Origin of the sequence: Oceanidesulfovibrio marinus (genome assembly GCF_013085545.1) — a bacterium.
GTDB lineage: Bacteria > Desulfobacterota > Desulfovibrionia > Desulfovibrionales > Desulfovibrionaceae > Oceanidesulfovibrio > Oceanidesulfovibrio marinus.
In genome coordinates this window covers 4,490,973-4,516,201 of sequence record NZ_CP039543.1, presented here as the reverse complement: position 1 = coordinate 4,516,201, position 25,229 = coordinate 4,490,973, and the positions used below count along the sequence as shown (strand labels likewise).

19 protein-coding genes are annotated in these 25,229 nt (G+C 62.7%); 16 read left to right on the top strand and 3 right to left on the bottom strand.

Annotated elements, in window-relative coordinates; genetic code table 11:
* Window positions 1-150: 150 nt before the first annotated feature.
* Window positions 151-1,053 carry a helix-turn-helix domain-containing protein gene (locus E8L03_RS19770; RefSeq protein WP_171268290.1) on the bottom strand — a complete coding sequence of 301 codons (903 nt, stop codon included), beginning with the start codon at window positions 1,051-1,053 and terminating at the stop codon, window positions 151-153.
* A 257-nt stretch (window positions 1,054-1,310) separates the two neighbouring features.
* On the opposite strand from E8L03_RS19770, the gene E8L03_RS19765 reads away from it, so the two are divergent.
* From E8L03_RS19765 to E8L03_RS19725, 9 genes are all read left to right on the top strand, one after another.
* On the top strand, window positions 1,311-2,009 hold the full coding sequence (locus E8L03_RS19765; protein WP_144306887.1) for a 4Fe-4S dicluster domain-containing protein: 699 nt from the start codon (window positions 1,311-1,313) through the stop codon (window positions 2,007-2,009).
* Entirely contained in the window at window positions 2,006-3,343 is a 1,338-nt protein-coding gene (locus E8L03_RS19760; RefSeq protein ID WP_171268289.1) for a 4Fe-4S binding protein, read from the top strand. The genes E8L03_RS19765 and E8L03_RS19760 overlap by 4 nt, the downstream gene beginning before the upstream one ends.
* 101 nt (window positions 3,344-3,444) lie before the next feature.
* Entirely contained in the window at window positions 3,445-4,284 is an 840-nt protein-coding gene (locus E8L03_RS19755) for a transposase (RefSeq protein WP_171268288.1), read from the top strand.
* A 79-nt stretch (window positions 4,285-4,363) separates the two neighbouring features.
* Window positions 4,364-4,957: a cytochrome c3 family protein gene (locus tag E8L03_RS19750; RefSeq protein ID WP_144306890.1), complete on the top strand. Its 594-nt coding sequence runs from the start codon at window positions 4,364-4,366 to the stop codon at window positions 4,955-4,957.
* Window positions 4,958-4,995: 38 nt separating this feature from the next.
* The gene (locus E8L03_RS19745) at window positions 4,996-6,450 is read left to right on the top strand and encodes a multiheme c-type cytochrome (protein WP_244963589.1); all 1,455 of its coding nucleotides are present in this window, start codon (window positions 4,996-4,998) and stop codon (window positions 6,448-6,450) included.
* A 520-nt stretch (window positions 6,451-6,970) separates the two neighbouring features.
* Complete coding sequence (gene proV / locus E8L03_RS19740; RefSeq protein WP_171268287.1) at window positions 6,971-8,191, top strand: glycine betaine/L-proline ABC transporter ATP-binding protein ProV; 1,221 nt, start codon at window positions 6,971-6,973, stop codon at window positions 8,189-8,191.
* Window positions 8,192-8,212: 21 nt separating this feature from the next.
* Window positions 8,213-9,061, top strand: coding sequence for an ABC transporter permease (locus E8L03_RS19735; RefSeq protein WP_144306892.1), 849 nt, complete (start codon window positions 8,213-8,215; stop codon window positions 9,059-9,061).
* Between the two features lie 65 nt (window positions 9,062-9,126).
* Entirely contained in the window at window positions 9,127-10,158 is a 1,032-nt protein-coding gene (gene proX / locus E8L03_RS19730; protein ID WP_144306893.1) for a glycine betaine/L-proline ABC transporter substrate-binding protein ProX, read from the top strand.
* A 97-nt stretch (window positions 10,159-10,255) separates the two neighbouring features.
* On the top strand, window positions 10,256-10,873 hold the full coding sequence (locus E8L03_RS19725; RefSeq protein WP_171268286.1) for a class I SAM-dependent DNA methyltransferase: 618 nt from the start codon (window positions 10,256-10,258) through the stop codon (window positions 10,871-10,873).
* Window positions 10,874-11,038: 165 nt separating this feature from the next.
* Here the strand turns inward: E8L03_RS19725 and E8L03_RS19720 are convergent, their stop codons facing one another.
* The gene (locus E8L03_RS19720) at window positions 11,039-11,479 is read right to left on the bottom strand and encodes a hypothetical protein (RefSeq protein ID WP_144306895.1); all 441 of its coding nucleotides are present in this window, start codon (window positions 11,477-11,479) and stop codon (window positions 11,039-11,041) included.
* Window positions 11,480-11,845: 366 nt separating this feature from the next.
* On the opposite strand from E8L03_RS19720, the gene E8L03_RS19715 reads away from it, so the two are divergent.
* The 7 genes from E8L03_RS19715 (at window position 11,846) to E8L03_RS19685 (ending at window position 24,101) form a co-directional block, all read left to right on the top strand.
* Entirely contained in the window at window positions 11,846-12,550 is a 705-nt protein-coding gene (locus E8L03_RS19715) for a hypothetical protein (RefSeq protein ID WP_144306896.1), read from the top strand.
* Between the two features lie 264 nt (window positions 12,551-12,814).
* Complete coding sequence (locus tag E8L03_RS19710) at window positions 12,815-13,471, top strand: TetR/AcrR family transcriptional regulator (RefSeq protein WP_144306897.1); 657 nt, start codon at window positions 12,815-12,817, stop codon at window positions 13,469-13,471.
* A gap of 76 nt (window positions 13,472-13,547) precedes the next feature.
* A complete protein-coding gene (locus E8L03_RS19705) occupies window positions 13,548-14,660 on the top strand; it encodes an efflux RND transporter periplasmic adaptor subunit (RefSeq protein ID WP_144306898.1) in 1,113 nt (370 codons plus the stop codon).
* Window position 14,661: 1 nt separating this feature from the next.
* A complete protein-coding gene (locus tag E8L03_RS19700) occupies window positions 14,662-17,766 on the top strand; it encodes an efflux RND transporter permease subunit (protein ID WP_171268285.1) in 3,105 nt (1,034 codons plus the stop codon).
* Window positions 17,767-18,192: 426 nt separating this feature from the next.
* Window positions 18,193-19,809: an asparagine synthetase B family protein gene (locus E8L03_RS19695; RefSeq protein WP_144306900.1), complete on the top strand. Its 1,617-nt coding sequence runs from the start codon at window positions 18,193-18,195 to the stop codon at window positions 19,807-19,809.
* Window positions 19,784-20,881 (top strand): glycoside hydrolase family protein, encoded by a 1,098-nt coding sequence (locus E8L03_RS19690; protein ID WP_171268284.1) that lies wholly within the window; start codon window positions 19,784-19,786, stop codon window positions 20,879-20,881. Before E8L03_RS19695 ends, E8L03_RS19690 begins: the two co-directional genes overlap by 26 nt.
* Before the next feature lie 496 nt (window positions 20,882-21,377).
* Window positions 21,378-24,101 carry a PAS domain S-box protein gene (locus E8L03_RS19685; protein ID WP_171268283.1) on the top strand — a complete coding sequence of 908 codons (2,724 nt, stop codon included), beginning with the start codon at window positions 21,378-21,380 and terminating at the stop codon, window positions 24,099-24,101.
* Between the two features lie 18 nt (window positions 24,102-24,119).
* Here E8L03_RS19685 and E8L03_RS19680 read toward each other — a convergent pair whose 3' ends face one another.
* Complete coding sequence (locus E8L03_RS19680) at window positions 24,120-25,187, bottom strand: response regulator transcription factor (protein WP_171268282.1); 1,068 nt, start codon at window positions 25,185-25,187, stop codon at window positions 24,120-24,122.
* Window positions 25,188-25,229: the final 42 nt, after the last annotated feature.

Here is a 25,229-nt window from a genome sequence, read left to right as displayed (position 1 = left end):
TTCCCCTGGACCCCAGATATGGGTCCAGGGAGCTTAGCGCCCTGGAGGGAGTTTGAGGGCAAAGCCCTCAAGACCCTTTGCAGGGTGCCAAGGGACAGCGCCCCTCGGACGAGCCTTCAGACAGAACAATACGGCTCCGGGCTGGATCGCTCAGGAGCGACGGAACCCGGCCGGGCTCATGCCTGTGTGGCGTTTGAACAGGCTGGAGAAGTGGCTCACGCTTTCGTAGCCCACCATGGCGGCGATGGCGGCGATAGCGTAGGTGGACTCTTTGAGCAGCCGGCAGGCCTCGTCCATGCGCTGCTTGATGATGTACTGGCGCGGCGGCATGCCCACGATTTCCTTGAACACGCGGCTGAAATGGAAGGGCGAGAGACCGGCCTCGTCGGCCAGGTCGCTGAGTTGGATGTCCTGTGCAAAGGACTGGTGGATGAGCTCCTTGATACGCTCCATGCGCTGCAGGGAAACGGGGTGGGGGATCCGTCTCGCGACCGCCTCGCTGTAGTCGCGCAGAATAGCCGCCGCAATGAACTGCACGGCCGAGTCCACGAACAGGCTGTTCATGGGCTGCGGCTCCTGCAGGGCCCTGTAGAGGGCCACCAGCGCGGTGGCGAGCATCTTGTCGTCGCGGCCCAGAAACAAGCGCAGGGAGCCGGGCTTCACCTCCCCGGCGTGGTTGTCGGCAAACCGGCCGATCCAGGCCGGGTCCATGGCCAGGAAGATCCGCTCCAGCGCGCCGGACTCCAGCTTACGGAGCGTCAGGGTGCCGGATGTTCCTGGCGGCACCAGGTGGACATGGTGGTGGCCCATACGGCACACGTGTTGCCGGCTATCCTGGGTTTCAAGTCGGATCTCGTAGGCCGCGCCGGTATTCACAACAAAGTACGGCCACGAGCAGCCGGGAATATCATAGGTTTCGTAGCTGACGCCGCCGGTAAGCAGTGCCGCCTGGAGATGCGGAAATGCGCGCCTGGCCCAGGTGTCTTTGGGGCTCTCGCCCAGAACACGCGTGACCTCGCACGGACTGATAAGGCTATCTGTGCGTGAAGACATGGTCGATTACATCTCACGACTGCTTGAAATGAAGAGGGCTGAGCGCATGTTCTATGTATCTATTCGAATTTATTTTCTTTTATAGAATAATCATGTAGCACCGAATTGGTAGAGAATCACAATATGTCCGACGCGTCCGTTTGTAAATTGCAGCTCGAATTTTTTATTCAAGTACGCACCAGCGCACTACGGCCACGCGGATTGCCTTTTTGACCTGCATCAAGGAATTGCTCCCGCGCGCAGGATATGAGGACGCCATGAACATGCACGCCACCGCCACGTATCGCATAGAGCCCTGCCGGGGATGCAGCGGCCAATGCCCCCACGCCCTCCCCGCTCCCGAGGGCTTTACCCGGTCCATTGACGCCGCCGTCGCGGCTTCGGGCTGGCCAGTATTTCTCAATGACGCCTGCGCGCCGCGTCCGCCCAGGCACCACGAGCAGTTCCGCATTGCCGTGGCCTGCTGCGCCAACGGCTGCTCACGGCCGCACATCGCGGATATCGGGCTCATCTTCTCGCAGCGTCCGGCCGTGCCCGAGTCGTGCTCCGGCTGCGGCGCGTGCATCGCGGCCTGCCCGGACAAGGCGCTCGCACCCGGTCCGGATGGCGCGCCGTCTCTTGATCATTCCCGCTGCCTGGCCTGCGGCAAATGCATCGCAGCCTGTCCGGAAGGGGCCATGACCGTGGCCGAGTCCGGTTGCCGCTTCATGGTGGGCGGCAAGCTCGGCCGGCGGCCGCGCCTAGCCACGGAGCTGCCCGGCCTGCTCGATCCGAGGCTGCTGCCGGGCCGGGTTTCCGGCTGGCTCGAAGTCTTCATTGCCGGGTACGAGCCCGGTCTGCGCTTCGGCGATCTGGTGGGCCGGATGGGCCTGGAACGCGTGCTCGCCCTGTCGCTGGAGTACACCTCCTTCTTTGCCGCCACCAACAAAAACTCCGAAGGGGGCTCCGCTGCATGAGCCGGCTTGCGTTACTGCTGCCGTGCCTCTCGCTGCTGCTGTTGGCGGCGCACAGCCTGCGCAACGGCACCCTGGGTCTGACCGCGGCCCTGATTATTCTGGCCGGCCTGGTCTGGACGCGGCGGGGCTGGGTCCGCTTTGTGGCGGCCGCTGTGCTGGCGTGGGGATTCTTTGTCTGGGTCCGGACCGCGGTGCTGTTCATCCGAATGCGAGTAGCCATGGACGAGGAATGGACGCGCCTGGCCGTGATCATGGCCGCCCTGCTGGCCGTCACAGCCATCGCTATGGCCGTGCTGGCCGGAAACAAGGCGCGGCTGCGCTACAGTCGCAATCAGGACCGCGCCCCCTACCAGGCCCTTGCCTTTCTCGTCACCGCGGCGCTTCTCGTCATCGCGCGCGGCAAGGTCGGCTTCCCCATCCTGCTCTCGGACCGCTTCTTTGGCCCGGGCGGCTGGGGCGCGTTGCAGATATTTCTCCACGGCGTGTACGCGACCTGGCTGACCGGGCTGGTGATGGACCCGGATACCCACCGCATCGCCCGGCCGCGGCTGTGGACGCTCTTCTCCGCCGTCTTCTTCCTCCAGCTGGCGCTGGGGCTTACCGTATCGCAGCGCTTCTTGATGACCGGCTCGCTGCACCTGCCCGTGCCGGCCCTGATCATCGGCGGTCCTCTCTACCGGCTGGAGCCGTCCTTCATGGTCTTCCTGTTCCTGGGCACGGTTGTGCTGGTGGGCCCGGCGTGGTGCAGCCACCTCTGCTACGTGGGCGTGTGGGACGACATCGCCTCCCGCCTGGGACCGGCCACAAGCTCCCGCCCCAGGAGCGCCGGCCGCTGGGTCTGGCTCGGACGGGGCATCAGCCTTGCGCTCACCGTGGGATTGTCCGCGGGATTGCGCCTGGCCGGGATCGGCTGGCCCGTGGCGCTGACCATAGCCGCGCTCTTCGGCCTGGGCGGCGTGGCCGTGATGGCCTTTGTCTCCCGCCACCGGGGCAGCATGATCCACTGCACGGCGTACTGCCCCATGGGTCTGATCGCCAACTTCGTGGGCAGGCTCTCGCCGTGGCGTATGCGTATGGACGAGGGCTGCACCAGCTGCGGCCGCTGCGCCAGGGCGTGCCGCTACGGCGCGCTGGAGCCCACCGACGTTGCCCGCGGCAGGCCCGGCCTTTCCTGCACATTGTGCGGTGAGTGCGTGCCCGCCTGCAAGCACGGCAGCATGGGCTACCGGCTGGCGATTCCCGGCGTGCGCGTGGACCCGGCCGTGGCGCGGGGCGTGTACCTGGCCCTGGTCATCGGCCTGCACGCGGCGTTCCTGGCTGTTGCGCGAATTTGAATATATGGAATAAATACTGTCCCAAAGAATACCCTGCTGTTAATATAGCCAAATAGTTTACACTGGAGCCAGAAACCACAGGAAAGAGCAAGGATCGAGACATGCCAGAAATCGCGGCCTGCGACGCGAACACCTTCCGCCACCTGGTCGAAGACGCCTGTAAATCGAACGGCGGCGGCTGCCCCCGCTGCCAGTGCGACCGCATCTACGCGCTTAAGGACGGCCGCAGCCGCTGCGCCGAGTGCGGTTACACGTTCCATGTGCTGTCCCGGCGCTGGATCAACCGCGGCAACCTGCCGCTGGAGGCGTGGGGCGAGCTTCTGGGCCATTTCGAGGAAGGCCGCAACGTCAACCAGACCGCCCGGGCCCTGGGCGTGAAGTACGACACCGCACACAAGGCGTACGGCACCATCCGCTCGGCCATCCTGGCCGACATGTGCGGTTTCGAAGACCTCTTTGACGAACGCGGCGAGCTCATCGGCTTCTGCCCCAACATGGAGCACGAGGAGCTCCAGACCCTGTGCGAGGGCTGCCGCTCCAACGTGTTCCAGATCGTCTCGGCCGGCGGGCGGGTGTTCCTCGCGCTCATGCCGCGCATCAAGGCGCGCGACGTGCTGGCCTGGCCCCTGCCCAAGAAGCAGTGGCGCTGCTTCATCCACACGGACGTCTATCAGGGCCGCGACGCCCTGATCTTCGCCTGCTGCAAAAAGGGCCGGGAGCTCTTCAATCACCATTTCACCAGCGATTCCCTGCACCTGGACCGTGAAAGTGGCCTGAAGGAGTTCGTGGACGAATGGCTGGCCCAGTTCCGCGCCATCAAGCCCGAGGCGTATCCCCTCTACCTGGCTGAAGCCCTGGTGCGCTACAACATGCGCCGCAAGCGGCTTCTGCCCTATCTCATTCGCTGTCTCTGTCAGGTGGTGCCAGAACGCGGGGTATAATTCTTTGCTTTGCGCTCACGGGTGAGCTGGTATTCTTGTATACACTCGTGAACCTCGAACCCCGGAGGCTCCCTTGCGGATGACACGGCTCGCCAAGCCTCTCGTCCTGATCGTGGTCGGCATGCTTATCGCCATGCCGCTCATCGCCGCCACCTACGAGGCCATGGTCGTCACCTCCACGCCCGGATTCTGCGGCTACTGCCACGAAATCAAACCGGCGGTGGACGCGTGGCGCGCCTCGGCCCACGTCAATAACCAGCGCGGCCTGGTAGCCAACTGCATGGACTGCCACCTGCCTCCGCCCGAGAACACCATCAATTTCTTCGCCATGAAGACCTACCACGGTCTCAAGGACGTTACGTTCCACGTGCTGGACGGCGCCGAGGGGTACGACAAGGAAGAGGCGCGCCAGGGAATGTACAAATCCCTGGACAACGAAACCTGCCTGCGCTGCCACGAGAACATCCTGTTCATGCCCAAAAGCCGCGGCGCCATGCTGGCCCACCGCTCGGTGGTCAACCCCCGGCCCGGCGCCCAGCCGCACAAGTGCATCGATTGCCACTACGACCTGGTCCACACCCCGAAGCAGATGGTGGAGTACGCGCAGCTGCGTACATTGCCGTATCAGGCCAAGGGGCTGCGCACGCTGCCGACCGCTGGTGGTGGCCTATGATATTGCGATCACTCGAAAACTTGGAGGGAGAAAGGTCCATGTCGAAACGTCCCATACTTTGGCTTGCACTGGCCGTTCTCGCGTTTCTGATTGCGGGAGCAGACGCAGGGTTGGCGCAAACGGACAACGCCACCGGCGCGCCTGCCCAGCAGAACGCCTCCAACGCCACCATGCAGAGGAACTTCTCCACACCCAAGGAGTTCCGCATCGAGCGCAGCCTGACGCCCCAGGCAGTGGCCTGCATCGAATGCCACAGACAGGAAACCCCGGGCATCTTCGCCGACTGGGCCGCCTCCAGGCACGCCAGCTCGAACATCTCCTGCATCGACTGCCACCTGGCCCAGCCCAACGACGTGGACATCGCCAAAAAGCACGAGCAGTACTACGACAAGCCCGAAATGCCCTTTGGCGAGCGCAAGTACTTCGCGCCCATCGCCACCGTGGTCACGCCCAAGGACTGCTCCCGCTGCCACCCGGACGAAGCCCAGCAGTACGCCAAAAGCAAGCACGCCAACACTCTGGAGATCATCTGGAAGATCGATCCCTGGCTCAACGACGGCATGAACTCCGAGATCGAGCGCAAGTCCGGCTGCTACGCCTGCCACGGCACCATCGTGGCCCTGGACGAGAACGGCGAGATAAACAAGGAGACCTGGCCCAACGTGGGCGTGGGCCGCATCAACCTGGACGGCTCCCTGGGCTCCTGCACCTCCTGCCATACGCGCCACCGCTTCTCCACGGCCGAGGCGCGCATGCCCGAGGCGTGCGACCAGTGCCACCTGGGTCCGGACCACCCGCAGATCGAGATCTTCGAGGAGTCCAAGCACGGCACCATCTACCATGCCTACAAGGACGAGTATAACTTCAAGGCCGCACCCGGCACCTGGACCGCCGGCGTGGACTACCGCGCCCCCACCTGCGCGGCGTGCCACATGAGCGGCGCCAGCACCGTGATGACCACCCACGACGTGACCGAGCGTCTGTCCTGGGAGCTCCAGGCGCCGCTCACGGTCCGGCCCAGCGACTTCGCGGCCCTGCCTGCGGACACCAACTGGAAGACCGAACGCGATAAGATGAAGAAGATCTGTTACCAGTGCCACTCCAACGCCTGGACCGACGACCACTACGCGATGCTCGACAAGGTCGTGAACGAGTACAACGAGACCTACTTCAAGCCGGCCAAGCAGATGCTGGACGAGCTGTACGAGAAGAAGCTGCTCGACAAGACCAAGTTCTTTGACGAGCACGTGGAGGTGCGGTTCTACGAGCTCTGGCACCACGAAGGCCGCCGCGCGCGCATGGGCACGGCCATGATGGCGCCGGACTATGCCTGGTGGCACGGCTTCTACGAGCTCAAGCACCACTACAACCAGTATATGGAAGAGGCGCGCCACCTGGTGGAAACCAACAAGAAGGCCTACGAGTATCCGGACTTCCCGGCCGCCACCGGCAACACCACCAAGCCGGCGGTGATCTTTGGCCCGAAGAAGTAGTCGCTCTATCGTCCCCCCAACCTGGCCCCCGCCTTCCCGGCGGGGGCCTTTTTTTCGTGCCCGTTCCCGCCGCCGATCTGTCGGGAATTCTTGCTCATTCCGGTTAGACTTGACAAATAAACTATTTTTGTAGAAACAGTTCTAGTCGAAATTGTTTGAGTCTAAAAAATCAATGCATGTATTAAATGCATGCATCGGCGCACTGGTGCGCCGCTCCCCCATGACTGATCAACCGGCGCCGCCTGATTAGCCGCCGGAACGCGACGAGCTTCCATATACGCCAGACATCCAGCGACACGGCCCGGCACAGGGTGCGGAGCCGCCTCGCTGGCAAGGCCGCACAGTGACGGCGCGCATGTTTCGGCGCGCCTGCGGCCAAAGGGATGCGCTCGTAGAATCTGACAGTCATTTCAGGCCGGACGGACTGCTCCGAACCGCTCCGGCGGATCGAATCTCGCGGTGATTTCCCCCGGCCGGGACAGAGTGCACTCGTGTGCGTCGCAGCAACCAAGAGAGACAGATGAACGAAAAGATCGTCGTCAAGAACCTGTACAAGATCTTTGGCAAGGAACCGAAAAAAGCCATCGAGCTCGTACAGCAGGGACACGACAAGCAGACCATCCACAAAGAAACCGGCATGACAGTGGGCGTGCAGGACGCCAGCTTCTCCGTGATGGAGGGCGAAGTCTTCGTTGTCATGGGCCTGTCCGGCTCGGGCAAGTCCACCCTCGTACGCATGCTCAACCGGCTCATCGAGCCCTCGTCCGGCAACGTCTATGTGGACGGCGAGGACGTCGCCCAGATGAGCCAGGACGCGCTGGTCAACCTGCGCCGGCGCAACATGACCATGGTCTTCCAGTCATTCGCGCTCATGCCGCACATGACCGTGCTGGAGAACGTGGCCTTTGGCCTGGAGATGGCCGGCATTTCCAAAAAGGATCGCGAACGCCGCGCCGCCGAGGCGCTGGAGCAGGTGGGGCTGGGGCCATACGCCCGCAGCCGGCCGCGGCAGCTCTCCGGCGGCATGCAGCAGCGCGTGGGCTTGGCCCGCGGCCTGGCCGTGGACCCGGACATCATGCTCATGGACGAGGCGTTCTCCGCCCTCGATCCGCTCATCCGCACCGAGATGCAGGACGAGCTGCTCAAGCTGCAGCAGGAGCACACCCGGACCATCGTCTTCATCTCCCACGACCTGGACGAGGCCATGCGCATCGGCGACCGCATCGCCATCATGGAGGGCGGCCGCATCGTGCAGGTGGGCACGCCCGAGGAGATTCTGCGCAACCCGGCCGACGAGTACGTGCGCTCCTTTTTCCGCGGGGTGGACCCCACCAACATCCTCACAGCGCGGGACATCGTGCGCGACACCCAGACCACGGTCATAACCCGCGACGGCCTGGGCCCCCGCACCGCCCTGGAGCGGCTCACCTCGCAGGACCGCGACTTCGCCTTCGTGCTCGACCCCGCCAAGCGCTACCAGGGCACCATTTCCGTCGAGAGCCTGCGTCAAGCCGTGGAGCGCGAGCAATCCGGCGCGGCCGGCCTCAAGTCCGCCATGCTGGACAACGTCATCCCGGCCAGGCCGGAGGCGACCATGCAGGACATCCTCGCCGAGGTGGCGGCCAACCCCTGGCCGGTCCCGGTGGTGGACGAAGCCGGCGCCTACCTGGGCGCAATCTCCAAGAACATCTTCCTGCGCACCCTCCAGCGGGAGGCCGAGCAGGCCCGGACCGAAGGGTAACGACCACACGAGGCATCTTGCATGACCATACTCAACTTCAATGATTACATCGTGCCGCTGGATGACTGGATCGAGATGTTCATCCAGTGGCTGGTGCACAACTACCGCAGCCAGTTCCAGCTCATCAAATGGCCCGTGGAGCAGACCCTCGGCTCCATCGACTGGGTGCTCAACGCCATGCCGGCCATCGTGGTCATCGTGCTGCTGGGCATCATCGCCTGGCGCATGGCCAACGTCCGCCTGGCCATCTTCAGCATGGTCACCATGACCTTCATCGGCTTTCTGGGGCTGTGGAGCGACGCCATGACCACCCTGGCCATGGTGCTCTCCTCGGTGGTGTTCTGCGCTCTGGTGGGCATCCCCACCGGCATCCTGGCGGCGCGCAGCGACCGCTTCGAGCGCATTATCCGGCCCGTGCTGGACGCCATGCAGACCACGCCCGCCTTCGTCTACCTCGTGCCCGTGGTGATGCTCTTCTCCATCGGCACCGTGGCCGGCGTCATCGCCACCATCGTCTTTGCCATGCCGCCCATCATCCGGCTTACCAGCCTGGGCATCCGCCAGACGCCGCCGGAGCTGGTGGAGGCGGCCGTGGCCTTCGGCGCCACGCCTATGCAGGTGCTGCGCCGCGTGCAGCTTCCCCTGGCCAAGCCCACCATCATGGCCGGCCTCAACCAGACCATCATGATGTCCCTGTCCATGGTGGTCATCGCCGCGCTCATCGGCGCGGGCGGCCTCGGCGTGGCGGTCTTCCAGGGCCTGAACAGCCTGGACGTGGGCCTTGCCGGCATCGGCGGCCTGTCCATCGTGCTCATGGCCATCGTGCTGGACCGCATCACCCAGTCACTGGGCAAAGAAATCAAGAAATAGCAATCAGGTACATCCCACCTTTGAACACGTCGCCTGCTGGCGACGGACAACCAAGGAGTGAATGCATGAAGACCCGTATCATCGCAATCTGCGCCACCGTGGCCATGGTCATCGGTCTGGCGACCGCGGCCATGGCCGCCGACCTGCCCGGCGAGGGCAAGACCATCCGGCCCGGCCGCGCCACCTGGACCACCGGCTTTTTCCAGGAAGCCATCTACAGCCGCGCTCTGGAAGAGCTCGGCTACACCGTGGACAAGGCCAAGGACCTCTCCAACCCCATCTTCTACCAGGCCGTCACCCAGGGCGACGTGGACTATTGGGCCAACGGCTGGTTCCCTCTGCACTACGCCCAGCTGCCGGACGACTTTGACGAGAAAGCCGAGTCCATCGGCTACGTGGCCAAGGCCGGCGGCCTCTCCGGCTACCTGGTCTCCAAGGACGCCGTGGACAAGTACGGCATCAAGACCCTGGATGACTTCAAGCGCGACGAGGTGAAGAAAGCCTTTGACGCCAACGGCGACGGCAAGGCCGATCTCGTGGCCTGCCCCCCCGGCTGGGGTTGTGAAAAGGTCATCAGCCACCACATGAAGGCTTACGGTCTGGAGGACAGCATCAACGCCATCAAGGCGTCCTACTCCGCCTCCATGGCCGACGCCGTGGCGCGCTACGAGAGCGGCGAGCCGGTCTTCTTCTACACCTGGGCTCCCAACTGGACCATCTTCAAGCTCAAGCCCGGCAAGGACGTCGTGTGGATGAACGTGCCCTCGATCGATCCCTCCGACGCCCAGAAGGGCTTTGAGGATGAGCTCACCGCCACCGGCATCGAAGGCGCCGTGAGCGATCCCATCAACATGGGCTTCGTGGCCAACGACATCCGCGTGGTGGCCAACAAGGAGTTCCTGGCCGAGAACCCCGCGGCCAAGAAGCTCTTCGAGATCATGTCCATTCCGCTCAACGACATCGCCGAGCAGAACACCAAGATGTTCGACGGCGAAGACAGCCAGAAGGACATCGAGCGCCATGTGGACGAGTGGATCTCCAAGAACAAAAAGCAGTGGGACGCCTGGATCGCCGAGGCCATGAAGGCCGCCGGCTAGATCCGGACGCAGACGAAAGTCCCGACTCGGGGAGGCTCGGGCGCGTCCCGGGTCTCCCCTTTTTTCCAACCCGCACTCAAGACGGAGGAGGAATCCCATGGATAAGGCTATTTTCGACAAGGTGTACAACGCCAAGGACCACGACGTGCTCATGGACGCGTACAAGGACTGGGCCGGCCAGTACGACTCGGACCTGGAGCAGGAAGGCTATGTGGCACCTGCCGCCACGGCCGCAATTCTGGACGCCTACGTGGAGGACAAGGACGCCTACATCCTGGACGCAGGCTGCGGCACCGGCCAGGTGGGCGCGCTGCTGGCCAGGGCCGGCTACACCACCATCGACGCCCTGGACTACTCCGAGGACATGCTCGCGGAAGCCAAGAAGAAGAATGTCTACAAGAAACTGACCCAGGCCGATCTGACCAAACCACTGGAGATCGCCGACAACACCTATGACGCGATCATCTGCGTGGGCACCTTCACCTACGGCCACGTGGGGCCGGACTCCTTTGGCGAGCTCATCCGCATCACCAAGAACGGCGGCTACATCTGCTTCACCGTTCGCGAGGGCGCCTACGAGGACCACGACTACCGCAAGCACATGCTCAAGCTGGAGGGCACGGGCTGCTGGGAGCTCGAAGAGCTGCGTCAGACCGACTACATCAGGGGCGAGAACGTGACCTGCAAGGTCTGCCTCTACCGCGTGGCCAAGTAGCGCCTGGAGCCATCCCCTTGTGCGCGCTCCCTTTCGCGCCTTCGGAGCTCATCCGGAGGCGCGGGGGCGGGGCGTCTTCACCCATCTCACCCCGGCCCGTGTGCGACCGAAAATCTCCGCGAACCGGATCGCCGGCGCAGCATATCCCCCACCAAATGACGGCGGCTACCCCGTGACCGCCCCGCTGCCCCGCATGGTAATGGCGTAGGCCATGGCCAGCACGCCGGCCACCAAAAAGATGATGATCACATAGTATCGCAGCACGCGGCGGCGCGTCTGATGTGCCGACTGCCCCGGCCCCAACTTGCGCGAGGCGAACATGGCCAGCGCCGTGACAATGCCCCCGCCCAGCAGCAGCACCATGCCCAGGCTCATCATGCCCAGGACGATGGTCAGGTTCAGCGTGGAGCAGTGCAGCACCGTGGCGTCCAGAAGCCCGCCGCCCAGCAGCACCGCGCCAACGGTGGCCAGGACGAGCCCAAGCCGTCCGCGCGATGCAATGCGCGCACATTCCTCTTCGAGCCGGGCGTCTGCATCCCGGAGCTCCGCTGCTGTCACTGTTCGTGTGGATTCGTTGCTCGGATTATCGTGCGACCGATCAGCCATGAAACTCGATTCCTCCCAAAATATACCGGCATTCTTCGGCAAACCAGCGTGTCGCCCGTCCCGCCCACGCCCGAGCCGGCGCAGAGCATATCTTCCAGGAACGGGTTTACTGAAGTTCAACTTTTCTTACATTTCGACGCGCCATGCGAAGAACCCTTTCCTTGCACGCGCCGCAAAGGGCGTCCCCAGCCTTGGCGCACACGTTCTGGCATAAGCGAACCGACTGGTCCCGTCTACAGGGGCGCGAATATTTTAGAGCGAAATAGTCTGTTGCATTATTGTCAATAGCACTTTCCGCGTGCACATGGTTTCAAAACACCGTATGACAATAGAGAGCTAACCACGAACTGTATTGGGGGGCAATCCATGTTCGTCGAGTTTCGGGTGAGCCACGGCAATGGCGACGGGTTGGTCTATGCGATCAACTCGGAGTCGTCAGTCACCGTCGGCACAAACATCTCGCTTTTCAACGGTGAGCCGCAAACCTACTTCGCCTGTGGCCGCTGCGACCGCAGTCTGGACGACTGCCACCTCTACTTCCAGCTTTTGCCCATCGCCCGCTGGTTCGACACCATCTACGCATCCCGCGACGTGACCCTCATCTGCGTCCGCGACGGCTTCCGCATCGAAACCACGACCAAGGCCCAGAACGCCTGCGCTCTGCTCGGCCTATACGCTATTTTTTCCTCAAAGTGCCAGTACTTTAAACCCTTCAACAACATTTTCCACTACCACCGAGCCCTGCTGGAACCCAAGAGCTTTATCTACGCCATCATTTCGGCCAAACTGTGGCAATACTGCGTGGAAAACGTCTACTTCGACTGCGGCATGCTTGAGGTGGAGATCAAGAAGTTCGCCCACGAGTTCATGTTCCGCATCAACTCTATCATCGACTCAATGGACGACGCCATCAAGGCGGACAGCGTCCACGGCTCCCTGACCATCCTCCACGGCCTCGGCTTCCTCATCAAGAACTTCACGGACAACTACATCGACGAGATCAAGCAGGAGTTCGCCCAGAACGCAGCTTCCCCGCAGAGCTGCCCCATCCCCTCGATCCACCGGTTCTGATACAGCCTGTTTTTAACCAGGAGCGCCATCTTCAGCTGCGCCCCCAGGGCCCTTCCCGGCGCGTCTGCGTCGTTGTCCGGCCCGCCCTCGTAGCGCCCCCCGACGCACTGCCATAGGGTCTTTATCCTATGGTTTCAGAAGAATATGACAGAAAGTGATCGAAGATTCATTTTGTGCTTGACTAAGTCGATCGACCGAATTAGTTTTTATTCACTCGATTGACTGAATCGCCTGTTCACTTTCAGCCGCACGGATCGCACAGCCATGACGCAACAGAACAATACCCGCCAGGCCCTGCTGGAGGCCGCCTGCCAGCTCTTTGCCGAGCACGGCTACGACGCCGTGAGCACGCGCATGATCGCCGAAACCGCACAGGTCAACCTGGGCGGCATCCACTACCACTTCGGCAGCAAGGAGAAGCTCTACGTCGCCGCCTTCAACCACGCCACCGCCATGGACGACCGCTGTTGCATCAGCGATATTGCCGCCGAGAACCCGGAGCTCATGGAAACGCCCGAGGGCCAAGCCGAGATCATCCGCATCGCCACCTTGAAGATGTTCGACGAGTTCTTTTTCGGCGAGACCTTGAGCTGGAAGACACGCATCATGCTGCGGGAGCTTTCCTCCCCCTCCTCGGCCCAGCCCATTCTCGCGCGCGAGGTCATCAAGCCCGCCCTGACCGGCGACATGGACTTCATCCGCCGCATCCAGCCGGGAGTGTCCGAGCAGACCGCCCTGGCCTGGGCAAACATGCTGCACGCCCAGGCTATCTTTCATCTGCTCTGTCAGGGCACGCTCAAGTTGATGTTCGGCGTGAGAAACATCAACCGGTCATTCTATGAAACAACGGCCCGCGAGGCTGCCAACGCCCTGATTCTGCTGCTCGGCCTTCCCCTGGTCACATCTGCGGAAAGCCGCTGACTCATCACCATAGAGTTCTTGCCACATCGACCCGGGCGCTGAAGCGTCCGGGACTCATGCATCACGGAGCTTCACCATGAAGAAAAAGACCCTGCTCATATCCCTGCTCTGCGCCGTTGTCGCCGGCGGCGGTGTTCTGTTCTGGAGTGGCGTGCCGCAAAAGGCTTTTGGCCAGCAGAATCAGGCCCAGGCCGCAACTACCTGCGCCAGGCCCGTGCCCACGGCCAAGATCCAACCCGCGCCGGACGCCAACCTGCGGGAGTTTCCGGCCACGGTGCAGGCCGCGCGGCGCGTGGACCTGTCCTTCTCCGTGAGCGGCGTGCTCATCGAGCTCCACGGCAAGGCCGGCAGCGTGGTCACAAAAGGCGAGGTCATCGCCCGGCTGGACCCGCGCGACTATCAGAACGCCCTGGACTCCGCCCAGGCCCGCTACGACGAGGCCAGACAGAACCTGATGCGCACGCGCACTCTGCGCAGCCAGAGCGTGACCACCGAGTCCGAGCTGGACAGCGCCGAGGCAACCTATGAAACCGCCGAGGCCGAGCTGCGCACCCGCCGCAAGGCCCTGGAGGACACGGTCATGGTCGCGCCATTCAACGGTGTAGTGGCCAGGCGATACGTGGAGAACCACGAGCACATCCAGGAGAACACCGAAGTCCTCTCCCTGCAGAGCATCGACAACATCGAGGTTTCCTTCCAGGTGCCGGAACGGCTGGTGGCCCAGTGGGGCAACGTGGCCCTGGACACCGTGCAGGTGCGTTTCGAGGCGGATGCCGACACGTGGCGCGAGGCCAAGGTGCGCGAGGTGAGCGCCGAGGCCGACGCCGTGACCCGCACGTACGAGGTGGTCGCCGGCGTGGACGCTCCCGAGAAGCTGAAGATGCTCTCCGGCATGACCGCCGTGGCGCGTCTGCTGCTGCCCGCGAGCTCGGGCAAGGACGTGGCCGTGCTCGCACCCATGACCGCCGTGTTCGGCGGCAGCGATGGCGAATCCTACGTCTGGGTCATCGATGACAACCAGGCCCCGCCGGTGAAGACGCGGGTGGAGCTGGGCGGCATGCGCGACGAGGGCGTGGAGGTTCTCTCCGGCCTGGAGCCCGGGCAACGCGTGGCAGTGGCCGGCGTGCACAGCCTGAGCGAGGAGATGGTGGTCCGGCCCATGCGCGCCGGAAGCGAGGGGCTGGAGTAGCATGGATCTTGCCAACTACGCCCTGCGCCACAAGGCGGTGACGCTGGTTTTCACCCTGCTTGTGGCCATCGGCGGCTACCTTTCGTACCAGTCCCTGGGCCGCCTGGAGGACCCGCAGTTCACCATCAAGGAGGCCGTGATCTTCACCCAGTACCCCGGCGCAACGGCCGCCGAGGTGGAGGAGGAGGTCACGGAACCGCTGGAGACCGCCATCCAGCAACTCAAACAGCTGGACGAGGTGCGCTCCATCTCCCGATCCGGCGTCTCCATCATCTACGCGGAGATCCAGGACAAGTTCGACGGCAAGGAGCTGCCCCAGGTCTGGGACGAGCTACGCCGCAAGGTGGGCGACGCCTCCGGTAACCTGCCGCCGGGGTGCGGAACGCCGCAGATCAACGACGACTTCGGCGACGTGTACGGCGTGTTCCTGGCCATCACAGGCGAGGGCTACAACTTCCACGACCTCAGGGAGTTCGCCAAGGATCTGCGCCGGGAGCTGCTGCTCTGCCAGGACGTGGGCCGCATCGACTTCTGGGGCACCCAGACCGAGGTCGTCTACGTGGAAATCGACCGCGCCAGGCTGGCCCGGCTCGGCATTCCGGCGTCCGTCATCTTCGACACCATCAACGCCCAAAACACGGTCACCTCCGCAGGCGACGTGAAAGTGGGTCCGGAGCAGGTCAACCTGCGCGTCACCGGCGGCTTCACCAGCGTGAAGGCCATGGAGGACCTGCTTATCCCTGCCACCAGCGCCTCCGGCGAAAGCCGGATGATCCGGCTCAAGGACGTGGCCACGGTGGAGCGCGGTTACCTGGACCCGCCCCAGGAACTGCTGTTCCGCAACGGCGTGCCGGCCGTGAGCCTGGGCATCTCCACCGTGGATGGCGGCAACGTGGTGACCATGGGCGAGGCGGTGCGCGCCCGGCTGAAGGAGCTCACTCCGCGCATCCCCGTGGGCTTCGAGGTCGAGCCCATCGCCTTCCAGGCCGATACGGTAAAGGATGCGGTGAGCGGCTTTGTGATCAACCTGCTGGAAGCCGTGGCCATCGTGGTCCTGCTCCTCGTGCTCTTCATGGGGCTGCGGGAGGGTCTGATCATGGGCGTGGTCCTGCTGATCACCATCCTGGGCACCTTCATTTTCATGAAGATCTGGGGCGTGAACCTGCAGCGCATCTCCCTGGGCGCGCTGGTCATCGCCCTGGGCATGCTTGTGGACAACGCCATCGTGGTCACGGAAGGCATCGTCATGAAGGCCCTGCAGGGCATGCCGCGCGACAAGGCCGCCACGGACACGGTGCGCGAGGTCCAATGGCCGCTTCTCGGCGCCACGGTCATCGCGATCATGGCTTTTGCCGCCATCTCGGTCTCGGACGATACCACAGGCGAGTTCCTGGGCAGTCTGTTCCAGGTCATCGCCATCTCCCTGGGGCTGAGCTGGGTCTTTGCCGTGACCATCACGCCCTGGCTCTGCGTGAGCTTTCTCAAGGAGCCGTCTGAGATCAAGGAGGCGCACTCCAACTGGCTGTACCGCGGCTACCGCGGCTTCCTGCGCTTCTGCATCCACCACCGTTGGCTCACCCTCGCCTCCGTGGCCGTCATGTTCTTTGTCTCCATTTACAGCTTCCAGTTTGTGGAGAAGAACTTCTTCCCGAACTCCACGCGCACACAGTTCACCGTGGATGTCTGGTACCCGGCGGGCACGCACATCGAGGACACGGCCGGAGCGCTGACCGATATGAGCGCACATATCCGCGCCCTTCCCCATGTGACGGGCACGGACTCCTTTGTGGGCAACGGCGCGCTGCGCTTCATCCTGACCTACGAACCGGAGATGCCGGACAGCTCCTACGGCCAGATTCTGGTGAGCGTGGACGACTTCGAGGCCATCCCCGGGCTCATGGCGCAGGTGGAGCAGTACATCAACGAGGAGTTCCCGGACGTGGTCTCCGCCGTGGAGGCCTTCAAGCTCGGCCCCAGCGCCGAGGCCGTCGAGGCCCGGCTCATCGGCGAGGACCCCCTGGTGCTGCGCCAGCTGGCCGACCAGGTCATGGCGATCATGCACGCCAATGATAACGCGCGCACCATCCAGCATGACTGGCGCCAGCGGGTGAAGGCCCTGGAGATCCACATGGCCGAGGCCCAGAGCCGCGAAGCCGGCGTAACCCGGCCGGACATCGGCGAGGCCCTGGCCATGAACTTCTCCGGCGTGAGCGCAGGCGTCTACCGCGACGGCGACACCCTGCTGCCCATCATGCTGCGTCCGCCCAGGGAGCAGCGTCAGGGCGTGGGCAATCTGGACGACGTACAGGTCTGGAGCACAGCGGTCGGCAAGGCGCTGCCCATCGGGCAGGTCACCGAAGGGTCCGAGACCGTGTGGGAAAATCCCATCATCCGCCGGCTGGACCGCAAGCGCACTCTGACCGTGAGCTGCCAGCAGCGCACCGGCACGGCCATGACGCTCTTTGCGCAGCTCCGGCCGGAGATCGAGGCCATTGATTTCCCTCCGGGTTACACGCTGGAATGGGGCGGCGAGTACGAGGAATCGGGCGACGCCAACAGCAAGCTCATGGCCAACGTGCCGCTGGCCTTTGCCATCATGTTCTTTATCTCGGTGATGCTCTTCAACAGCCTGCGCCATCCCCTGATCATCTTCCTGGGATTGCCCATGGCGCTCATCGGCGTGGTGGCCGGCCTGCTCACGGCCGGGCAGCCCTTCGGCTTCATGGCCATGCTCGGCTTTCTCAGCCTCTCGGGCATGCTGATCAAGAACGAGATCGTGCTGCTCGATCAGATCAACCTGGAGATCGCGGCGGGCAAGGAGCCGTACCAGGCAGTGGTCGATTCCGCCGTGTCCCGCGTACGGCCCGTGTGCATGGCCGCCTTCACCACGGTGCTCGGCATGATCCCGCTGGTCTGGGACGCCTTTTTCGCGGCCATGGCCGTAACCATCATGGCCGGCCTGACCTTTGCCACGGCGCTGACCCTGGTGGTGGTGCCGGTGCTCTACTGCGTATTCTTCCGAATCAAGCAGAATACGCCGGCGCATCCCGGCGGGGATGGCTCGGACCCTGCCGCCGAAGCCCCGCCCCTGGCCGCCTCCTCCTGATATCCCCGATATCTACCCACCTGAATCACTCCTTGGAGCAAGGGCCGCGGAATCCAGCCGTGGCTCTTGCTCTATACCCATTTCCCGCCCAATCCGACGGCATTCAACATCGGTGACTTTTTCATGCCGATGCAATCTTTCTGTTGCATTTTTTTTGATTCGCGCTAAACCCATTAAGTAGGGGGGAATACCGACAGGCCCACGCCAAAACAATCGGACTGGTCGATTGGCAACATTACGTTCCGCAGCATGCGGTGTCTTCCCTGCTGCTTTAGAATTGGATGCGTCCGCCTTTTTCTTTCCATTGGCGGTCCTTTTTTGGAAGCCATTCAAGGCCGCACCAGACGCACTGATACATGGAAATACGATGCTTCTCCATACCGCCTGCGTTACCATCTCGGCCCGAACACCTGATGGAGTACCTGCATGCTGATCTCTCGCTCAATTCCACTGCACAATAATTTCAGCGGATATTATTACGATACTTCCAGATGTGATGAAGTCATAGAAGAAGATGACGCTGTATTCCTTTTCCATGGCTGGTTATATAAAGACCTCGACCTGACGCCCCGCGATCTGTATGCGCGGCTTCGCACCACGCACGACATCAGTCAGTTCAAGGGAGTCTTTTGCGGCGCCCTGATCATGAACAACGACGTGACTGTCTTTACCGACCGTCTCGGCCTGGGCGACGTCTTTGTCCAGGAGGACCCGCTCATCGTCTCCGACCGTTTCACGGAGTTCTTCCGCATTGCCGAGTACACCATGGATGACCTGGACCCGGTCGGCGTGGCCGAGTTCGTCATGTTCGAGCACTGCATCAAAAGCCGGACATTCATCGAGTCCATCCGCCTTTTGCCCTGCGGCACGGTCCAGACCATCGGCAAGGAGCCGTACCAGTACTGGGACTACGCCTTTTCGCCCAAGGTGCGGCCCAGCCGGAAGGAAGCCTTCGAGGAGCTGGACGGTCTCTTCAACCACGCCATCACGCGCATCCGCATGGAAAACCCGGACGGCGTCTTCGGCATCGGCCTGTCCGGTGGCCTGGATAGCCGCATCACCGCCAAATACCTGAAGGACCGCGGCGCCAACGTCACGACATTCGTCTTCGACCACAACAACTCCGATGCAGCGCGGGTCTCGGCCAAGCTGGCGCGCGTCATGGGCCTGCCCCTCAAGCGCCTCGTCATCCCGGACGATTTTTCCAGCGTGCTCGACGCGCACATGGAGTACGACCCCATGTACTCCGTGCGCAACGCCGCCTACTGCACCATCCGCGACCAGCTGCCGCAGTGCGACGCCATGGTCACGGGCTTTTTCGGCGACACGGGCTTCGGCAGCCACATCAAGGCCGCCGAGCTGACCAACGACGGCGACCTGGCTCCCAAGCTGCGCAAGCGGCTGGACGTGGTGAAGACGCAGCTCGCCGAGGACGACGTTGTGGCGCGGGTAGACGCCGACCTTGCCAGCTACGACATCGGCAAGCCCCACTGGCAGTGCGCCGAGCGCAGCGAGATCGACAACCGCCAGCACCGCTTCGTGAAAAACAGTCCGTCCTTCCACTTCTACGGCCGCTACCTGCCGACCTACTCCATGTTCTCCGACCTGGACGTGGTCGAGTTCATCCTCTCGCTGCCCGTGGATGAGCTCTACGAAAACAACTTCTACCACAGCTTCATCCGCTACCGCTTTCCCCGGCTCGCCCGCATCCGCTCCGAACGACGCGCCTACAGCCTCATGGACCCGAGCTGGGCGCGCCATGCCAAAACATTCGCCCTCAAGGTGAAGTACAAAATCCACGAGAAAACAGGCGTCACCCTGCCGATCTTCCGCACCATCGGCTACCGGGACGCCTTTGATTTCGAACGCATCTACGAAGTGAACAAGCCGCATGTCTCGCGCGAGCTGCATGCTCCTGGCCTTCGGATTGATGCAATACGTGCTTTAACTGGCTTGCGTGGCAATCAGGTCAAATACAATTACTACACTGTCGGCTTATTCGCGGAGAGGTACCTTCATGATGCTCAAGGATATTCTGTGTAGGACAGCCAGCGCCGGAATTCGCATCCAGAAAGAGGACGGCAGCTTCCCGCCGGGTCACAACGGGCCGTGGCACAATGAGGAAACCCCGATCCGGAACACGGCCCACTGGATTCTGACCCTGGCCAAGGCGCATGACATCACCGGCGACGCAGTCTACGAGGAGGCTCTGCGCAAGGCCGGCTCCTACCTGGCCTCCGACGCCTGCTGTCCCATGGGCCGCACCTTCATGGTCTTTACGGACGGCGCCATGTACGGCGGCTCCAACGGCCTGGTGGGCCAGGCGTGGGTCATGGAAGCGCTGCTCGCCATGTACAAGAAGTTCGGCGAGGAAAGATTTCTGCAGCTTGCCGAGGAGCGCGCCCTGGACCAGCCTTGGGACCAGGGGCTGCGCATCTGGCGCGCCCTTTCCCCCCAGGGCGAAGACATGGGCATCCAGTGGTCCCTCAACCAGCAGATCTGGTTCTCGGCCCTGTCGCGCAGCGTGTACCAGGAGACGGGCAACGAGAAGATCAACGAGCGGGTCAAGCTGTTCAGCGACCGCATCCCGACCGTCGCCAACTTCTGGAAGGGCTTCATCCGCATGCGCCTGCGCGAGTATCTGTTCATCGGCCGGCCCAAGTTCTTCTACCGCATCATGAAAAGCCGCGTGCGCAACCACCTGAAGCTGGAGGCGCGCTCCCAGGGCTACATCGCCTACAGCTACTATCCCCTGTCCATACTGCACAACATCGCGCCGGAGCTGGACGTGTGGCACAAAAAGTCCTTCCTGCACCAGTTCCGCTCGTCGCTGAACTTCATGGAAGAGAATGTCATCAACTATACGACGGAAGACAATCCATACGCCTATACCTACCACCCCACGGGCTTTGAGATGGCCTGCATCCTGGAGAGCTTCACGGACATCTACAAGGGCACGACCACTCCGGCGCAGTGGGTGCAGAAGCAGCTCGACCAGCACTATGATCCGGAAACGGATCTGATGACGCGCAACACTGTGGACCCGATGACCCTGGCCGCCCGGTTCTACGAAGCCTCGCGCATCCGGGACATGGACATGGAAGTCCACGTATAAACAACCACGCGCACAATGGAGAAGGGGCTGCGGCGGATTGCCACAGCCCCTTTTGTTTTTGCGGCACAGGCGGCCATCCCCTGCCTGTGTGCCAAGTCGCTCCGCCCGTCTGCCCTCTTCAGCTTCCCACATCGCCAATTCGATTCATCCAATCTCATTTTGTGAGATTGAATCAGCCTGGCAAATATTCTTGGCGATCAGTATTGGACCGTGCTACAGCATACCTAAACTCTACCCGAGATCGTGGCGGTGGCGTTACAAATCCTACGAACCTTGAATAATGTGATATTATAGCGCACATTCGGCACATTAGCTGTTCAATCTGGGACATAAATTATCATACAAAGCTATATAAACTCATGGAACGATGCGGACATGATTTGATTTTCAACTCAATCCCGAGCCTGCCTCCTTGCAACCAGGATGTATGACCGTGACGATTCCCGCTCTTGAAAAACCGGCGTCCCCCCGTGGGTTGGTCAGTGCCTGGAACGGTATGTCCCTGAGAAAAAAAGGCTATCTGGTGCTCATTGTACCGGTGCTGTCCCTTGTCTCCTGCGCATGGCTTTTCCATGCGTCGCTTGAGCTGGAAAACGAGGCGCGCAAGCAGATTAATCAGACCATCGAGGTAATCGACTCCATATCGAGACTCTACGGCGACATCTTCCGCGCGGTCGGCGCAGCGTACGCAACGTTCACCACCAATGAGCCAGACACCGACATCCGCTACCAGAAGGCCCATGCGCTGGTCATGCACGACCTCGACAGACTGACGCGGCTGACGCAGAACAACGCGGAACAGAGCCGGAACGTCACGGAGCTTTCCGTCCTGGCCAACAGGCGGTTGGATCTGGCCTGGCGGCTCGCCAGTCATCCCAATCCGCTGGAAACAATGCCCGAGGTGGTCGAGCAAGGCCGGGCGACAATGATCCAGGTCTTCCAGAAGCTTGCCGAGATGCGCGCGTTGGAGGACCAGAACCTCGCAGCAAACAGACAGCACCTCGACTCGATCAAGGCGAAAATGCGCTACTCCGTCGGCGCCAGCCTCCTCCTCGGTCTCCTCGGCGGCATCGCCTCCATGTTCTTCTTCACATCATCCATCCTGCGCCGCGTCCGCCGACTGGAACAGACCGCGCAGAAGCTCTCGCCCGGCATGCGTCTGTCCGACAAAGCCGACACCCTTGACGAGCTCGGGCGGCTCGACCTTGCGTACAAGGAGGCGCTGCACCTGCGGCAGCAGCACGAGGGGGAGCTGCACCAGCACATGGAGCGCTTCAGGGCCATCGCCGATTACACCTACGACTGGGAAAACTGGTTTTCGCCAAAGGGCGAGCTCCTGTGGGTCAACCCGGCCGTCGCACGCATCACGGGATATACGCCGGAGCAATGCCATGACATGGAAGGCTTCCCCATTCCCCTGATCCATCCGGACGACCGGGCCTTCATGCAGCAGAAGTTCACCACGGCCCTCCACGGGGAACCGGGCAAGGACTTCGAGTTCAGGCTGGTGCGCAAGGACGGCGCCGTCATCTGGGCGGCCGTATCCTGGCAACCCATATTCGACAGCAACGGCGAAAATCTCGGATATCGCTCATCCATCCGCGACATCACAGAAAAGAAGACATCGCGGGAGGAGCTTCTCAGCACCAGGGACGCACTGCAAAGCCGCACACGCGAGCTGGACGCCGTCCTGTCCTCGGTCCAGGACTACATTTTTATGTTCGACGCCAGGGGCCGATTCGTCTTCGCCAACCAGAAGCTGCTGGACCTGTGGGGACTTTCCGCCACGGAGGCGTTCGGCAAGACCATGCGCGAGCTGAACTATCCCGAGGAGGTCGAGCAGGCCTTGACCCAGGGCGTAGAGTACGTGCTGCGCACCGGCGAGGTGTTCACCAACGAGACCTACTACACGAGCCCGGTGACGGGAGAGGCCTGTTACTACGAGAACATCCTCTCCCCTGTGGGCGAGCCGGGCGCCAACACCGGCTATGTGGCCGGGGCCAGCAGGGATGTCACGGACTTCAAGCGTCTCGTGGCGGAGTCCGAGGAAGCCAGGGAGCAGGCCGACGCGGCCAACGAGGCCAAATCCCGGTTTCTCGCAAACATGAGCCACGAAATCCGCACCCCGCTGAACGGCATCCAGGGCATGCTGCAGCTTATTCAGACCACGGAGCTCGACCAGGAGCAGACCGAGTATACGGACACGGCCCTCAAATCCAGCAGACGGCTCACCAGCCTGCTCTCCGACATTCTGGACATCTCCAGAAGCGAAGAGAATCGGCTGGAGCTCGCCGAAGAGAGCTTCGACCTGCGCGAGTCCATCCTCGCGCTCTCCCAGATGTTCACGCCCGTGGCCAGGAACAGCAACCTCGAGCTTCGCGTTATGCTCGATCCCGACCTGCCCGGCGTGGTGGTCGGCGACAACGTCCGCATACAGCAGGTCCTCAGCAACATCATAGGCAACGCGCTCAAGTTCACAAGCAAAGGGCACGTGGAGCTGACGGTGCGGCGGATGTCCGCGACCATCGGCAGCGCCTCGACCATCTGCTTCACTATCACGGATACCGGCATCGGCATGCCGCAGGACAAGCTGGACCACCTGTTCGAGGCGTTCACCCAGGCCGAGTCCAACTTCAACCGCCGCTTTCAGGGCGCCGGACTGGGTCTGGCCATCTCCAAAAGACTCGTAGACCTCATGGGCGGCACGATCTCCGTGAGCAGCGAGGTGGACAGGGGCACGAGCTTCGAGCTCTGCCTGCCCCTTCCCGAGGCCCAGAGCGACGCCGCGTTGCTGCCCGGACGAGAGGACGCGCCTGCCGACACGGAAGGCGCCGCGTTGCGGATACTGCTAGCCGAGGATGACGACATCAGCAGGAAAGCCCAGCAGGCCCTGCTGGAGAAGCTCGGCTACCAAGTCGTCGCCGTGACCAACGGCAGGCAGGCGTTGGACGTGCTTTCCCTGAAGCCTTTCGACATTGTGCTCATGGACATCCAGATGCCGGTGATGAATGGCCTGGACGCGACCCAGGCCATACGCAACGGCCTGGCCGGCGACAACGTGAAGGGGATCGCCGTCATCGCCACCACGGCCTACGCCATGCCCGGAGACCGCCAGAAGTTCCTGGAAGCCGGCGTTGACGGCTATGTGCCCAAGCCCGTGGAGCGCGAAACCATCGAGGAGGTCATCCGCTCTGTCCTGCACCACCCGCCGCTGCAGTAGGCTCGGGCTTCGGTCGCCTCAGGCGCGGTCCTCCCTGGGAGACGGCACAAAGCGGTACCCCAGGCCGTACACGGTTTCCACCAGCGCGGCGTGCGCACCCAACTTGACCCGCAGACGGCGGATGCCGGTATCCAGCCTGCGGCTGGTATCGGGCAACCGCGTGCCCCAGACATCGTCGATAAGCTGCCTGCGTGTGAGCTGCTTTCCCGCGGCCCTATACAACGACGCGAGCAGCCGGAACTCCACGAATGTAAGATGCACCTGGCGTCCTCCGATGTGAACCTTGCGCGCGGCCTCGTCGAGCACAATGGTTCTGGCCGGCTCATCCGCAGGCGTGTCCGGATGCGCCGCATTCCGTTTGAGGATTGCCAGGATGCGCAGGCCCAGCACCCGCGCCGACGTGTACTTCAGGACATAGTCGTCCGCCCCTGCCTCGAAGACGCGGATGCATTGTGCTTCCTCGTAGATCGAGTGCAGGGCAATGAACGGCGTGTCCGCCAGACGATCCTGCAGGCCGGCGATGCATTGCAGGCACTCCTCCGGATTGTTGCCGAGGTCGAACACGATCAGGTCGAAGCCATTCCCGTTGACCACGGCGTCCTGGATGCAGTCTGACGAGCTGATGCGCACCTTGTGCGGGGCCAGCTCCTGCTTCAGGCGCAGGGCAATCTCGGGCCGCTCTTCCACAACCAGCACGGTCTTGCTCTCCCCTGCCGCCCGGCCATGGCGGCATGACGACGGCTGCGCCGCTTCCGAGTTACCCGCCGCTTCGCCGCGCCTTCCATCGGGCATGCCCTGCCCCCGCAGCTCGAAGAACGTCACCACGTTGTCGAACCGCTCTTCCCCGCGCATCTCCGCCAGGGAAGCATCATCGTAGTAGCCAACCCAGACCGGCTCTTCCAGCGTGCCCGGCGTGGCGGTCTGCCCGGCGTTCATGATGATGCAGTAGACCATCATGCCATAGTGCCGAATCCACCGCCCGAAGAGCTTCGAGCCATTCGGGGTCTCGACCTCCGAGAAGCCGTTGGCTTTCAGCAGATTTCCCATCCATTGGGGCGAAGTCTTGCGAAACTGAATCGTAGTCATGGCATTGCTTCTCCTTCTCGAAAATAGGCGCCGGAAAGCTGG

Bases quoted from the DNA above. Each gene is read 5' to 3' on its own strand.
- E8L03_RS19715 (WP_144306896.1), top strand. From the start codon at position 11,846: ATGTTCGTCGAGTTTCGGGTGAGCCACGGCAATGGCGACGGGTTGGTC.
- E8L03_RS19750 (WP_144306890.1), top strand. From the start codon at position 4,364: ATGACACGGCTCGCCAAGCCTCTCGTCCTGATCGTGGTCGGCATGCTT.
- proX (WP_144306893.1), top strand. From the start codon at position 9,127: ATGAAGACCCGTATCATCGCAATCTGCGCCACCGTGGCCATGGTCATC.
- E8L03_RS19720 (WP_144306895.1), bottom strand. From the start codon at position 11,479: ATGGCTGATCGGTCGCACGATAATCCGAGCAACGAATCCACACGAACA.
- E8L03_RS19755 (WP_171268288.1), top strand. From the start codon at position 3,445: ATGCCAGAAATCGCGGCCTGCGACGCGAACACCTTCCGCCACCTGGTC.
- E8L03_RS19760 (WP_171268289.1), top strand. From the start codon at position 2,006: ATGAGCCGGCTTGCGTTACTGCTGCCGTGCCTCTCGCTGCTGCTGTTG.
- E8L03_RS19680 (WP_171268282.1), bottom strand. From the start codon at position 25,187: ATGACTACGATTCAGTTTCGCAAGACTTCGCCCCAATGGATGGGAAAT.
- proV (WP_171268287.1), top strand. From the start codon at position 6,971: ATGAACGAAAAGATCGTCGTCAAGAACCTGTACAAGATCTTTGGCAAG.
- E8L03_RS19765 (WP_144306887.1), top strand. From the start codon at position 1,311: ATGAACATGCACGCCACCGCCACGTATCGCATAGAGCCCTGCCGGGGA.
- E8L03_RS19690 (WP_171268284.1), top strand. From the start codon at position 19,784: ATGATGCTCAAGGATATTCTGTGTAGGACAGCCAGCGCCGGAATTCGC.
- E8L03_RS19705 (WP_144306898.1), top strand. From the start codon at position 13,548: ATGAAGAAAAAGACCCTGCTCATATCCCTGCTCTGCGCCGTTGTCGCC.
- E8L03_RS19745 (WP_244963589.1), top strand. From the start codon at position 4,996: ATGTCGAAACGTCCCATACTTTGGCTTGCACTGGCCGTTCTCGCGTTT.
- E8L03_RS19710 (WP_144306897.1), top strand. From the start codon at position 12,815: ATGACGCAACAGAACAATACCCGCCAGGCCCTGCTGGAGGCCGCCTGC.
- E8L03_RS19700 (WP_171268285.1), top strand. From the start codon at position 14,662: ATGGATCTTGCCAACTACGCCCTGCGCCACAAGGCGGTGACGCTGGTT.
- E8L03_RS19685 (WP_171268283.1), top strand. From the start codon at position 21,378: ATGTCCCTGAGAAAAAAAGGCTATCTGGTGCTCATTGTACCGGTGCTG.
- E8L03_RS19770 (WP_171268290.1), bottom strand. From the start codon at position 1,053: ATGTCTTCACGCACAGATAGCCTTATCAGTCCGTGCGAGGTCACGCGT.
- E8L03_RS19725 (WP_171268286.1), top strand. From the start codon at position 10,256: ATGGATAAGGCTATTTTCGACAAGGTGTACAACGCCAAGGACCACGAC.
- E8L03_RS19735 (WP_144306892.1), top strand. From the start codon at position 8,213: ATGACCATACTCAACTTCAATGATTACATCGTGCCGCTGGATGACTGG.
- E8L03_RS19695 (WP_144306900.1), top strand. From the start codon at position 18,193: ATGCTGATCTCTCGCTCAATTCCACTGCACAATAATTTCAGCGGATAT.